Here is a 13466-nt window from a genome sequence, read left to right as displayed (position 1 = left end):
AAACATCAGGCCGCGCTGTCGATTTCCTCAGCGCCATTTGTCGGCACATAATTGAGTACCGGCCCGAGCCAGCGCTCGACCTCTGTCACCGGCATATCCTTGCGGCGCGCATAGTCGAGAACCTGGTCCCGCTCCACCTTGGCGACACCGAAGTAATAGCTCTCGGGATGACCGATATAGATGCCGGAGACCGAGGATCCCGGCCACATGGCATAGCTTTCCGTCAGTTCCACACCCGCGGCATTGGTGGCGTCGAGCAGGGCAAACAGCGTCTTCTTTTCGGTATGGTCGGGCTGCGCCGGATAGCCGGGTGCAGGGCGAATACCGGCATAAGCTTCACCAATCAGGTCATCACCGCCAAGAGCCTCGTCCGGCGCATAACCCCAGAATTCCTTGCGCACCCGCTCATGCATGCGCTCGGCAAAGGCTTCTGCAAAACGGTCGGCCAGCGCCTTGACGAGGATGGACGAATAATCGTCATTGGCCCGCTCGAAGCGCTCGGCAATTGCCACTTCCTCGATACCCGCCGTCACCACGAAGCCACCAACATAATCGGCAACGCCGCTATCGACAGGCGCCACGAAATCCGACAGCGCCACGTTGGGACGACCATCGCGCTTGGAAAGCTGCTGGCGCAGCGTGAAGAAGGTGGCGAGCTCTTGCCTGCGGCTTTCATCCTTAAACAGCTTGATATCGTCGCCCACCGCATTGGCCGGCCAGAAGCCGATCACCGCACGCGGCCGGAACCACTTCTCCTCGATGATCTTCGAAAGCATTGCCTGCGCATCGGCATAAAGCTGCCGCGCCGCCTCACCCTGCTTTTCATCTTCAAGGATTGCCGGGAAACGGCCCTTCAATTCCCAGGTCTGGAAGAACGGCGTCCAGTCTATGTAACGGGAAAGCTCTTCCAGATCATAGGTCTCGAATACCCTGGTGCCGAAGAACTGCGGCTTGACGACGCTGTAGCTCGACCAGTCGATCTTGTGCGCATTCTCACGGGCACGGGCAAGCGGCAGACGCTGCTTTTCGCGCTCGTTCCGGGCATGGGCTTCCGCCACCTTGGCATATTCGTTGCGGATGCCATCGATATAAGCAGGCTTCTGTTCGGCCGAGAGAAGTGCCGACACGACGCCTACCGCACGCGAAGCATCCGTCACATAGATCGCCTGCCCCGCCTCGTAACGCGGATGGATTTTCACCGCCGTATGCACACGGCTGGTCGTCGCGCCGCCGATCAACAGCGGAATATCGAAACCCTGCCGCTCCATTTCAGCCGCCACATGCACCATTTCATCCAGCGATGGCGTGATGAGGCCGGAAAGGCCGATCACATCCACCTTTTCGGCAATCGCCGTCTCAAGGATCTTCGTCGTCGGCACCATGACGCCGAGATCGATGATCTCGTAATTGTTGCAGGCCAGAACGACGCCGACGATGTTCTTGCCGATATCGTGCACATCGCCCTTCACGGTCGCCATCAGCACCTTGCCGGCGGCACTGCGCTCGGAACCGCCATTCTGGCGCTTTTCCTCTTCCATGTAAGGCAAAAGCACGGCAACCGCCTGCTTCATCACGCGGGCGGATTTCACCACCTGCGGCAGGAACATCTTGCCCGAGCCGAAGAGATCGCCGACCACGTTCATGCCGGCCATCAGCGGCCCTTCGATAACGTGCAGTGGACGGGCAGCCTTCTGGCGCGCCTCTTCCGTATCGGCCTCGATATAGTCGGTGATGCCGTTGACCAGCGCATGTTCCAGCCGTTTCTCGACGGCAAGCTCGCGCCAGGAAAGATCCTGCACCTTGGTGTCCTTGGCGCCCGTGCCACGGAAACGCTCCGCGACTTCAAGCAGACGCTCGGTCGCATCGTCGCGACGGTTCAGCACCACGTCCTCGCAGGCCTCGCGCAGTTCCGCATCGATATTGTCGTAAACCGCAAGCTGCCCGGCATTAACGATGCCCATATCCATGCCCACCTGGATGGCATGGTAGAGGAACACGGCATGCATCGCCTCGCGTACCGGCTCGTTGCCGCGGAAGGAGAAGGACAGGTTGGAAACACCGCCAGAAATATGCGTCAGAGGCATGGTTTCGCGGATGGTCTTTGTGGCCTCGATGAAGTCTACGCCGTAATTATTGTGCTCTTCGATGCCCGTCGCCACGGCGAACACATTCGGGTCGAAGATGATGTCTTCCGGCGACAGGCCAGCCTTTTCGGTCAGCAGCTTGTAGGCGCGCGCGCAGATTTCCACCTTGCGCTGATAAGTATCCGCCTGCCCGACCTCGTCAAAGGCCATGACCACGACGGCCGCGCCGTAATTGTGGACCAGCCGCGCCTGCTGGAGAAACTTCTCTTCGCCTTCCTTCAGCGAAATGGAATTGACGATCGACTTGCCCTGAACGCATTTCAGACCAGCCTCGATAATCTCGAACTTGGAGCTGTCGATCATGACCGGCACGCGGGCGATGTCAGGTTCGGCGGCGATGAGGTTCAGGAATTCCACCATCGCCTTTTCAGAATCGATCAGGCCTTCATCCATGTTGATGTCGATGATCTGGGCGCCGTTTTCCACCTGATCGCGGGCGACAGCCAGCGCCGCCGTGTAATCGCCGGCGGTGATGAGCTTGCGGAAGCGGGCCGAGCCGGTAACGTTGGTGCGCTCGCCGACATTGACGAAGGGAATGTCCTTGGTCAGCACGAAAGGCTCAAGGCCCGAAAGCGACATGAAGGGCACATGCGCGGGAATCTCGCGCGGCTTGTAACCCTTCACGGATTCCGCAATCGCCCGGATATGCTCCGGCGTCGAGCCGCAGCAGCCGCCGACGATGTTGACGAGACCGTCACGCACGAAGCCCTCAACCTGACGCGCCATCATCTCAGGCGTTTCGTCATATTGGCCGAATTCATTCGGCAGGCCGGCATTGGGATAGGCGCAGACGAAAGTGTCTGCCACGTCAGACAATTCCTGCAGATGCGGACGCATCGCATCCGCACCAAGCGCGCAGTTAAGCCCGATGGTGAAGGGGTTGGCGTGGCGCACCGAGTTCCAGAAGGCAGACGGCGTCTGGCCGGAAAGCGTGCGGCCGGAAAGGTCGGTAATCGTGCCGGAGATCATCACCGGCAGGCGGATGCCCTTCGCCTCGAAACGCTCCTCGCAGGCGAAGATCGCCGCCTTGGCGTTCAACGTATCGAAGATCGTCTCGATCAGGATGATATCGGCGCCGCCGTCGATCAGGCCGTCGATCTGCTCGCCATAGGCAATACGCAGGTCGTCGAAGCTGACGGCACGATAACCGGGATTGTTGACATCTGGCGAAATCGAGGCCGTGCGGTTGGTCGGGCCGATGGCGCCGGCCACGAAACGGCGGCGTCCGTCTTCCCGCTCGGCGCGCTGGGCAGCACGGCGGACAATTGCCGCGCCCTCACGGTTGAGGTCGTAGACGGCATTTTCCATCTCGTAGTCAGCCTGCGCGATGCGCGTCGATGAAAACGTGTTGGTTTCGAGAATATCCGCACCCGCCATGGCGTAGCGATAATGTATTTCCTCGATTGCATCCGGCTGGGTCAGGATCAGAAGGTCGTTATTGCCCTTCTGGTGACAGGCACAGCCGATAAAACGGTCACCGCGGAAATGGTCTTCGTCAAAACCGAGACCCTGGATCTGCGTGCCCATGGCGCCATCGAGAATGAGGATGCGTTCGCTTGCGGCCTCGCGCAGCGCCTTGAAAATTTCCGCGCCGTCGCGCTTTGCCCCTTCGGGGCCAAACAGGTCGTCAAACACGGGCACACTCCTCATTTCGATTTGCAAGATCGCAAGCCGTCAAGTCACATAAAGATATGTTTATGTCAATATATCTTCAAGGGACAGGCATAGCTTTGCGCCGTTGCGGCAGACTACGAAATTTCACTGACAGATGACAGGTTTATACGGCAAGGATATAAGCCAAGGCAGCAAACCGCATGGAGGACGAGAATGCCCGAGGAAGATCATAACAGCCGCAACTGGAACACCCTTCCCTGGCACCGCCAATGGCTGGTGAAAGAGGCCGAAGGACTTTTCGATTTCTTCCAGTATCGCGCCGTGAATTCCGCCGGCGGCTTCTTCGATCTCGACGCCAAGGGCGCGCCGCTACAGGCAAACGATCCCGTGCGCGGCATCCACGCTTCGGCCCGCATGGTGCACTGCTTCTCCATTGGCCATCTGCTCGGCCGGCCTGGCTGCGGCGATATCGTCGACCACGGCATGACCTATCTCTGGAACAAACATCGTGACAACGAGCATGGCGGTTATTTCTGGCAGGTGAACAATGCCGGCCCTGTCGACGCCACCAAGCAGGGTTATGGCCATGCCTTCGTGCTTCTGGCCGCCTCTTCCGCCAAGACCGTCGGGCATCCGCTGGCCGACCAGATGCTGGCCGACATTACCGAAGTGCTGGAAACCCGTTTCTGGGAAGAAAAACACGGCGCCATCGCCGAGGAATTCAACCGCGACTGGTCACCCATCGAGAAGTACCGCGGCCAGAACTCCAACATGCACCTGACCGAAGCACTGATGGCCGCCTACGAGACGACAGGCGACAGCAACTATCTCACCAAGGCCGAACGCATCGCCGATCTTGTCATCCGCCGCCGCGCCGGCGAGCTGGACTTCCGCGTGCCGGAGCATTTCGACGAGAACTGGACGCTCGACAAGGCGTATCGCGGCAATGAAATGTTCCGGCCCTCCGGCTCCACCCCCGGCCACTGGCTGGAATGGGCACGCCTCATCCTGCAATTATGGATACTGGGCCAACGCCGCCACGACTGGATGCCGGTCGCCGCAAAATCGCTGTTCGTGCAATCCATGGCGCTGGGCTGGGACCGCGAAAAGGGCGGCTTCTTTTATACGCTCGACTGGAACGACAATCCCGACAAGCGGGCAAAACTCTGGTGGCCGATGTGCGAGGCGGCGGGTGCCGCCCACTTCCTCAACGAAAACCTGCCGGCGGACCCCTTCTATGAAGACAGCTACCGCCGCATCTGGAGCACCATCGCCAACAACTTCATCGACCATGACAATGGCGGCTGGCACGAGGAACTGACGGAAAATCTGGTTCCCGCCCACACGCTGTTCCCCGGCAAGGGCGATATCTACCACGCGCTTCAGGCCTGCCTCATCCCGCTTTTCCCGGCCACGGGAAGCCTGACGAAGGTGATTGCGGAAAACGGCGGGGATTATTGAGGCGTCAATACCTTCCGTCATGCCGGCCTTGAGCCGGCATCCAGCCACGGCGCGTCTGCTCCGTGAAAAGAGTTTCTCACGATCAGGGACTTGGATAGTGCTGGACCCCGGATCAAGTCCGGGGTGACGGCCACTCGTTAAACCTCAAAAACCGATGGTTTCCTCGAAATCATCCCACGACTGATACATCTCATATCTGCCGATACCGGGGATAGGAACATGCCCGTAATAGGGCGAGAGCTGGAATTCGGCCGCCGCCTCGCTCTTGCCGGCCACCGCTCCTACATAGATCGCCGAGGCAAGTCCCGTGCGATTGGCACCGTGTTCGCAATGGATGAGGATCGGTTTTTCCGCATTCTGCAGCACGGCCACCAGCGTTTCCGCATCTTCCGGCGAAAGCTTTTCGCTAGAACTCATCGGAAAATCGACCAGCCGGATACCGTTTTTCTTCGCCGCCTGGCTTTCGGCGTCATACCAGCCTTCACGCTTTTCATCACGCAGGTTGATGATGGTCTTGATGCCATAGGACTTGGCGTAGGCTGCTATGTCCTTGCCGCTCGGCTGGGCCGAACGATAAAGTTCGCCGGGGATGACCTCGTGGAAATTTCCGGTCAGCTGGCCGATACCCATATGCGCGCCCGCCAGAACCGGCAGGGCGACAAGGCCGATGGCCGTGATTTTCAAAAACTTCAAAACGATACGCAAAACATCAACCCGCGACATTCATCGGACGGGGGCGAGATGGCATCGCAAACCGGCGAAAACAAGTCCGGCACCGGCCAAACCAAGCATGGGCAAGGCCGGTGGCTAGACGACAGCCCTCGCAGACCCGTTGCGCCGCAAGGGTTTACCGGTGGCTGCGCAACGGCGCGAAAATTCTCAAAATACCGTGATGACGGGAACCGCGCCCGGCCGCCTAGTCGAACTCCGCCGAAATAACGGTGACACGCCATTCCAGCCGCTGCGGTTCCACTCTTTCATTGTTGCGCAACCGGAAAGCCCGGCACGCGGCGAAAGTTTCTCCCGCCTTGATGCGTCTTTCGCTCACCTGATAGGGATCGAAGGCGACCGAGGCGCGGAAGGCGGGCTCGAACCCTTCGAGCGTATAGGTCAGGCGCTGCACTGCCACATCATTGTCGTTGCGGAAGCTGACGCGAATGGGCAAAGCCGGATCCGGGCAGGCTGCATCGAAACTGGCTGTCGCAATGACATGGCCGAGCCGCTGGCTGCCACGCCACCAGTCATAAATGACAAAGGCCGCTGTCGCGCCCCAGATCAGCAGCAGGCAGATGACGACGGGTTTGAGATGCCGCGGAAATGCAATGAGGACCAGCAGAAGAATGGCACTGAGAACGGCTCCGACGATCACGTCGCCCCTCCCTCATAAAAACAAACCCGCATGCGATCCTGCCCTCCCTTACCCATTTCCGTCCATGGCGACCCGGCGTGATAGCGACGTTTCATCCCTTTCCACATCCTTGCCGATGTGAAGCGGCTGGAGCGCCGAAGCAGCGGGCCTGCCACGGACAGACACAACTCTATGGTCGTGCCCCCCGCTGTCAAGACAACCAAGCGTGACACCGGACGGCCAGTTCGCCAGGCCACTGACGGAAAGACAAAGGGAACCAAACGCCGCTGAGGACGTTCGCCGCATCAGAACAGCATGGCGGGGCGAGAAAAATCGCCGCGATCCGGGCGCAACGGTCAAGAACACCGGAGGACATAGCGCCTCTTGGAATTGCCAGGCCCGAGACCATATTAAATGCGACTAATATATGCTATAGACGACAGTAGCTCAGGGAGAATAACGATGAAAACGCTGATCGTAACGTCACTTCTGGCCCTTTCCGCCAGCACCGCAATGGCCGCGGATGCCGTCTACGAAACGCCGGCACCTCCGGTCGCGCAGGAAACCCTGCCGGTCTTCACCTGGTCTGGTCCCTATCTTGGTATTCAAGGCGGCGCGGGCTGGGCGAATGGCGATTTTTCGGCTGGCGGCCCCGTCGCCTCGGATAATTTCGATGGCGGCATTCTGGGTGCCTTTGCCGGTTACAATTACCAGTTCGACAATAATTTCGTCGTCGGCATCGAAGGTGACGTCGATTACAACTGGAATGACAATGACTATGCCGGTGTGCAGATCGGCACCGACTGGCAGGGCTCCGTCCGTGGCCGCGTCGGTTATGCCTTTGACCGCGCCCTGCTCTACGGCACGGCCGGCTGGACAGCCACACGTGGTTTCATCGAAACCCCCGGCGCCGGCAAGGACAGCACCACATTCAACGGCTTCACCGTTGGCGCGGGTCTTGATTACGCCTTCACCGACAATGTGTTTGGCCGGCTGGAATATCGCTACAACGATTATGGCGACAAGGACATTTTTGGCGTCAATACCGATTTCGACCAGCACACCGTCAAGGTGGGCCTCGGTGTGAAATTCTGATCCTGTCCAACCGGATCAAGCATCAAAAGCCCGGCCCTTCGCCGGGCTTTTTCTTGACTGACAAAACAATGCCCGCCTCAACCCGCCGACCTTAGCGACGCCAAAAACATGAACCCCTCAACAACGAAACATTCACAAAGCATTCAGCAGAGCCGTGCCATCATGCGGGCATAATGAGCCTCTATCTCCCAAGGCAGGCTTATGGAGTAGCCCCGATGAAAAAGATCATTCTTTCCACCCTTGCCGCGCTGGTCGCCACCGGCAGCGTCTTCGCATCCTACGGCAGCGCTGCCGCGCAGGATTATCCCTATCGTCCGCGCTACGACCGTGGTTATGACCGTGGCGGCCCACCCCCACCGCCCTACCGCGAACACCGCCGCCACAATGATGGCGCCGCAATCGCCGGCGGCCTTGCCGCAGGCGTCATCGGCGGCCTGATCGGCGGCGCGATCGCCAACGGCAACAACAACGCCCCCCGTTACTACGAACCCCCACCGCCGCCCCGCCCGCGCTGCTGGTTCGAAGACCGCCGCGTCCCCAATTCCTATGACGGCGGCTGGCATACGGAGAGCATGCGGGTCTGCAACTGACCGCATCGCTGAGATTTATAAACGGATGATCCGATCAGTCTGAATGGCTGGTCGGATTTTTTGTTGGATGGAGCAAAAGATGTCGAAGGCGGCGATGATCAATGAAGCATCGCTAGCTGATGAGCGGAATCGCCAATTCATTCGAAATATGAAAGAAAAATGGTGGGCCTGGAGAGACTCGAACTCCCAACCAAGCGGTTATGAGCCGCCGGCTCTAACCATTGAGCTACAGGCCCTTATCGGAGCAAGGTGATCCGAAATACCGGTTTCGCAATGGTTCGAATCCGGTGGGTCACGCTCTAACGTAATTTTTATAGCCCGACAAGCCATTGATGCTTCCGCAAGGCACCGCCGCCGTATTAGCTACACAATCTAAGGCAATACCCTCCAAAGGGACACAATCAACGAGGAAACACCATGACGACAAAAAAGGCCCGCCTTTTCGCACTCACCGCTTTGACCGCAGCAGCAATGGTGCCGCTGGCCAGCCAGGTGCTTGCACAGGAAGCCAACCCGCGCGAAGCCACCATCAGTGTTTCCGGCGAAGGCCAGGCGGCCATTGCCCCTGATATGGCGATCCTGTCCTTCAGCGTCGTCAAGCAGGCGGAGACGGCGGCTGCAGCGCTTACGGAGAACTCCAAGGCGCTCGCCGATGTTCTGAAGGCGCTGAAAGAAGCCGCCATCGAAGACCGGGATCTGCAGACCAGCAATTTCTCGGTACAGCCGCTTTACAAGCATTATGAGCCCAAGGACGGCGTTTATGTTGCGCCTGAGATCACCGGTTATCAGGTTTCCAACGGCCTGACGGTGCGGGTGCGCGACCTGAAGAAGCTCGGCGCGATCCTCGATACCTCCGTCAAGCTTGGCATCAATCAGGGCGGCGATATCACCTTCACCAATGACAAGCCCGAAGCCACGGTTACCGAGGCCCGCAAGCAGGCCGTGGCCGATGCGATCGCCAAGGCGAAGACGCTGACGGAAGCGGCAGGCGTGAAGCTCGGCCGTGTCATTCAGATCAGCGAAAACTCGCAGCGCCCGATGCCGATGCCAGCCGGCGCAATGCGTGCTTCGATGATGAAGGAAGCCGACAGCGTGCCGATCGCTTCGGGTGAGAACAATTACAGCGTGGTGGTCAACGTCACCTTCGCCCTCGAACAGTAAGAACACGTCAGGGGGCGGCACCTGCGTGCCGCCTCCCGCCCGTTCTAAATCCGGCATCGGCCGGTTAAAAAAAGAAATGCCCCTCGCCTGCCTTTCCGGACAAGCGAGGGGCATTTTTTATCCATCCGGCGGACGGGGATGTCACCGGATCGATATTGTCCGCTTTAGCGGCGGATGACCGGGCAGCCACGCTCATTGGCAAAGACGATGCGGTCACGGCCCTGACGGTCGAAGCCTGCAACCACGACGCGGCGCGGCGATACGTCAACAACGCGGGCACGGCGAAGACCCATGCGGCTTGCCTTTTCTTCCGCAAAGCGCGGCGAGCAGCCAAAGCGCGGGCGATCGGGACGACCCCAGCCGCGGCCTCTGTCATGGCCATAGCCATCCTGAACCTGAACTCTGAACTGAACATCCGAGCCAGCCGAAGCCGCAGGAGCGGTGGCGGAGACGCCGCCGAAAGCAATGAGAGCGGCAAGGCCGGCTTTTGCAAAGGTGTTGAACATGAACTCACTCCATTTGTTCTTCGCCGGCAGGGAACGTCCCTCAGCGATTGAGGAGACCCTAGTTCCAGCCGTCTGAACATTAACAGAACCGCATGTTCAGCAGGGGTTCATGGTTATTAACGGCAAAACACCCATTCCTGAATGGAAGATCAGGCGGAGATATGCAGCACGATTTCGCGGCGGTGCGGCCGGTCGCGATGCTCGAAAAGATAGATCCCCTGCCAGGTGCCAAGCGCGAGCCTGCCCTGCCCGATCGGCACGCCGATCGAAACCGCCGTCAGGGCCGATTTGATATGCGCAGGCATATCGTCAGGGCCTTCCAACGTGTGGATGACCCAGCGCATCGAGGCATCGTCCGAAGGCGGCACGAGGCGGGAAAAGAACATCGAGAGATCGCGCCGGACATCCGGATCGGCATTTTCCTGAATAAGCAGCGAGCAGGATGTATGCCGGACAAAGACTGTCAGCAAGCCTTCGTCCACACCGGTCTCTCTTATGAACCCCTTGGCTTCGGATGTGAACTCGTAGAGCCCCTGTCCTTGGGTGGCGATGGTTATTGTCTTCTGCGGCACATTTTTTCTTTCAAACAGGCTGGAACAAAATCGGCACTGCGAACGTTACGCCATGTCAAATTCTATCCGATAGGGGTAGAGATAAAACAATAACGCGACGGCGGGCCGTAACAACTAACGGAAAAGCGATGTCACGGTTGCAAGAAAACGGGGAAGGGTTGGCAATATCAGAATGAATTATTCAAGCTTCCCCGTTCCTCGACGAACAGACTATTTTCAACGCAAGACAAGTACCAAGCCGGGCACAGGGTGCGAAAGACTTCTTCATGGCATCCACTGACTATCAAGTCGACCTGACCAATTGCGATCGCGAACCCATCCACATTCCAGGTTATATTCAACCGCATGGCTGTCTGATCGCCTGCGACAATGCCCTGCGCATGGTCCTGCGGCATTCGGAAAACTGCCGCGAAATTCTGGGCATCGAGGGCGATCTGAACGGCAGGACTGCCGAAGAGGTGCTCGGTAAGGACCTCGTCCACGATCTTCGCAACGCGCTGACTGTAACCGGCAGAACCACCCGCCCCGCCATGTTGCCCAACATGCAGATGAGCGATGGCCGCAGCTTCGATATTGCCCTGCACCGTTACAAATCCACCACCATCATCGAGTTCGAACCATCGCAAGGCGAAACGCAGCCGCTTGGCACGGCGCGCAAGATGGTGGACCGCATCCGTGAGGCCGACAGCGTCGAAAGCCTGATTTCCAGAACGACCCGGCTGATAAAGGCGACTTTGGGTTATGACCGGGTGATGATCTACCGTTTTGAGGAAGACGGGGCCGGCAAGGTGGTGTCGGAGGCAAAACAGCCGGAACTGGAAAGCTTTCTCGGGCAATATTTTCCGGCCAGCGACATACCCCAGCAAGCCCGGGCGCTCTATCTCAAGAACACGCTGCGCATCATTTCCGATGCCAGCGGTGCGCGCGTTGCCGTCCTGCCCGCTCTCGATGCGTCGGGCGAACCGCTTGATCTGTCCTTCGCGCATCTGCGCAGCGTCTCGCCCATCCATTGCGAATATCTTCGCAACATGGGTGTCGGCGCCTCCATATCGATTTCGGTGATTGTCGATGGTGCGCTGTGGGGCCTCATCGCCTGTCACCATTATTCTCCGCGCGTGCTGACGATGCCGGTCCGGATCGCCGCCGAAATGTTCGGAGAATTTTTCTCCATGCATTTGCAGGTTCTGAAGCAGAAGCGCCGGCTCGATACCGTCAACCACGCCCATGCCGCACTTGACCGCTTCCTGCGGCTTGCCGCCCATCACGCCAATATCGAAGAATTGCTGATCGACAGTTTCCAGGATTTTGCCGAGCTGATGCCCTGCGATGGCGTCGGGCTCTGGGTTGGCAACAACTGGCACGGCCATGGCGCAACGCCGCCGCAGGATGCCATTCCAAGGCTGGCGCGCTTCGTCGCCTCGGCTTCCGAAAGTAAGGTCTGGGCCACCCATGCGCTGTCGCACGCCATACCGGAAGCGGAAATCTATGCCGGCACGGCCGCCGGGATGCTTGCCATTCCCTTGTCGCAGGTCAAGAACGACTATCTGCTGTTTTTCCGCAAGGAGATCGTTCAAAATCTGAACTGGGCCGGCAATCCCGAAAAATCCTATGAGACCGGCCCGTTGGGCGACCGCCTCACCCCCCGCAAGAGTTTCGCGATCTGGAAAGAAACCGTTCGCCTGCAGGCGCAGCCCTGGTCAGAAGCCGACCGGGAAATTGCCGAAGCGGCCAGAATTGCGCTTGTCGAGGTCGCCTTCCATCACAGCGAGCTGATGGCCGGCGAGAGGGAGCGCGCGGAAGTGCGCCAGCGCATGCTGAACGAGGAGCTTAATCACCGCGTCAAGAATGTTCTCGCCATCATCAAATCGCTGGTCGGCAACCCCTCGCAGGAGGGCAAGACGCTGCAGGAATATGTGAGCGCGCTGAAGGGCCGCATTCAGGCGCTGTCATTTGCCCATGACCAGATCATTCGCGGTGAAGGCGGCGGCGCGTTGCGCGATCTGCTGGAAGCTGAACTGTCGCCGCATCGCTCGCCGGAAACGACGGTGAAGCTTGCAGGTCCGCAGGTCACGCTCGATTCGCGCGCTTTCTCCGTCATGGCCCTGGTTCTGCATGAACTGGCAACGAATGCCGCCAAATACGGTGCGCTTTCGCAGACCGGCGGGCAGTTGCACGTAAACTGGGACGTCAACGAGAACGGCGATTGCGAAATCCAATGGCGTGAAACCCTGCCAACCAAGTTGCCGACGCCGTCACGCGCCGGTTTCGGCACGGCGCTCATCAGCCGCAGCATTCCCTACGATCTCGGTGGGCGCAGCACGATACGATATTTGCCGGACGGGCTGGAGGCGGACATTCTCCTGCCCTCCCGCCACGTTTCATCGGCCATGGCGGCCTCCACCGCAAAAACCGAAGAAGAAATCGTGCCGCAGGCCAGACGTTACAATCGGGAGGAACCGTTGAAGATATTGCTTGTCGAAGACCAGATGCTGATTGCCATGGATGTCGAAAACATGCTGGAAGACAACGGCATCAAGACGATCGAAACAGCAACCTCATCGGCGATGGCAATCGAAAAGCTGAAGAGCTACGTGCCTGACGTCGCCATTCTCGACATCAATCTCGGTTCCGACACCTCGATCCCCGTCGCCCGGGAACTCCACCGCCGCGGCATCCCCTTCCTCTTTGCCACCGGTTATGCGGATGGCAGCATGGTACCGGATGAATTCGGGGCTGTGCCGGTGATCCGGAAGCCTTATGATGAGGATGCGCTCATGGCGGGTATCGGGCTGCTGGTGGGCGATCCGGAGAGGGTATAACGTCCTTAGCTCGCGAAACACTAGTGCCTTGCACTACGTCATCCCTGGGCTTGTCCCAGGGATTTAAGCACATCAACAAAATCAATCGATTGCAGATTCTCGGGACAAGCCCGAGGATGAGAGAGAGATGTTGGGAGTTTCACCGGCGACCTCAGA

At 59.0% G+C, this 13466-nt stretch carries 10 protein-coding genes and 1 tRNA gene; 5 read left to right on the top strand and 6 right to left on the bottom strand.

The features are described 5' to 3' along the window. Window positions 1-5 precede the first annotated feature (5 nt). Window positions 6-3779 carry a methionine synthase gene (gene metH, locus M0412_RS02115; RefSeq protein WP_269703258.1) on the bottom strand — a complete coding sequence of 1258 codons (3774 nt, stop codon included), beginning with the start codon at window positions 3777-3779 and terminating at the stop codon, window positions 6-8. Window positions 3780-3971: 192 nt separating this feature from the next. On the opposite strand from metH, the gene M0412_RS02110 reads away from it, so the two are divergent. Then, window positions 3972-5219 (top strand): AGE family epimerase/isomerase, encoded by a 1248-nt coding sequence (locus M0412_RS02110; RefSeq protein ID WP_269703260.1) that lies wholly within the window; start codon window positions 3972-3974, stop codon window positions 5217-5219. A gap of 144 nt (window positions 5220-5363) precedes the next feature. Here the strand turns inward: M0412_RS02110 and M0412_RS02105 are convergent, their stop codons facing one another. Both M0412_RS02105 and M0412_RS02100 read right to left on the bottom strand, forming a co-directional pair. Further along, a complete protein-coding gene (locus tag M0412_RS02105; RefSeq protein WP_142840313.1) occupies window positions 5364-5924 on the bottom strand; it encodes a dual specificity protein phosphatase family protein in 561 nt (186 codons plus the stop codon). A 211-nt stretch (window positions 5925-6135) separates the two neighbouring features. Then, complete coding sequence (locus M0412_RS02100) at window positions 6136-6588, bottom strand: hypothetical protein (RefSeq protein WP_269703262.1); 453 nt, start codon at window positions 6586-6588, stop codon at window positions 6136-6138. A gap of 441 nt (window positions 6589-7029) precedes the next feature. On the opposite strand from M0412_RS02100, the gene M0412_RS02095 reads away from it, so the two are divergent. Beyond that, complete coding sequence (locus M0412_RS02095) at window positions 7030-7662, top strand: outer membrane protein (protein ID WP_052818041.1); 633 nt, start codon at window positions 7030-7032, stop codon at window positions 7660-7662. Between the two features lie 215 nt (window positions 7663-7877). Next, window positions 7878-8252, top strand: coding sequence for a hypothetical protein (locus M0412_RS02090; RefSeq protein WP_269703266.1), 375 nt, complete (start codon window positions 7878-7880; stop codon window positions 8250-8252). Between the two features lie 160 nt (window positions 8253-8412). Here M0412_RS02090 and M0412_RS02085 read toward each other — a convergent pair. After that, window positions 8413-8488, bottom strand: a tRNA-Ile gene (locus tag M0412_RS02085). 181 nt (window positions 8489-8669) lie between these two features. On the opposite strand from M0412_RS02085, the gene M0412_RS02080 reads away from it, so the two are divergent. Then, complete coding sequence (locus tag M0412_RS02080) at window positions 8670-9413, top strand: SIMPL domain-containing protein (protein ID WP_269703268.1); 744 nt, start codon at window positions 8670-8672, stop codon at window positions 9411-9413. A gap of 164 nt (window positions 9414-9577) precedes the next feature. Here M0412_RS02080 and M0412_RS02075 read toward each other — a convergent pair whose 3' ends face one another. Together M0412_RS02075 and M0412_RS02070 are read right to left on the bottom strand one after the other, a co-directional pair. After that, the gene (locus tag M0412_RS02075) at window positions 9578-9919 is read right to left on the bottom strand and encodes a hypothetical protein (protein WP_269703270.1); all 342 of its coding nucleotides are present in this window, start codon (window positions 9917-9919) and stop codon (window positions 9578-9580) included. 149 nt (window positions 9920-10068) lie between these two features. Then, window positions 10069-10491: a secondary thiamine-phosphate synthase enzyme YjbQ gene (locus M0412_RS02070; protein WP_269703274.1), complete on the bottom strand. Its 423-nt coding sequence runs from the start codon at window positions 10489-10491 to the stop codon at window positions 10069-10071. A 266-nt stretch (window positions 10492-10757) separates the two neighbouring features. Between M0412_RS02070 and M0412_RS02065 the strand changes: the two genes are divergently transcribed. Next, window positions 10758-13310 (top strand): HWE histidine kinase domain-containing protein, encoded by a 2553-nt coding sequence (locus tag M0412_RS02065; RefSeq protein ID WP_269703276.1) that lies wholly within the window; start codon window positions 10758-10760, stop codon window positions 13308-13310. The last annotated feature ends 156 nt before the right edge of the window (window positions 13311-13466 follow it).

This window comes from Agrobacterium sp. O3.4 (assembly GCF_041414895.1).
Lineage (GTDB): Bacteria > Pseudomonadota > Alphaproteobacteria > Rhizobiales > Rhizobiaceae > Agrobacterium > Agrobacterium cucumeris.
This window is presented reverse-complemented; position numbering and strand designations above follow the sequence as displayed.

Excerpts from the sequence above, each read along its gene's own strand:
- M0412_RS02110 (WP_269703260.1), top strand. The coding sequence starts at position 3,972 with ATGCCCGAGGAAGATCATAACAGCCGCAACTGGAACACCCTTCCCTGG.
- M0412_RS02095 (WP_052818041.1), top strand. The coding sequence starts at position 7,030 with ATGAAAACGCTGATCGTAACGTCACTTCTGGCCCTTTCCGCCAGCACC.
- M0412_RS02090 (WP_269703266.1), top strand. The coding sequence starts at position 7,878 with ATGAAAAAGATCATTCTTTCCACCCTTGCCGCGCTGGTCGCCACCGGC.
- M0412_RS02080 (WP_269703268.1), top strand. The coding sequence starts at position 8,670 with ATGACGACAAAAAAGGCCCGCCTTTTCGCACTCACCGCTTTGACCGCA.
- M0412_RS02075 (WP_269703270.1), bottom strand. The coding sequence starts at position 9,919 with ATGTTCAACACCTTTGCAAAAGCCGGCCTTGCCGCTCTCATTGCTTTC.
- M0412_RS02065 (WP_269703276.1), top strand. The coding sequence starts at position 10,758 with ATGGCATCCACTGACTATCAAGTCGACCTGACCAATTGCGATCGCGAA.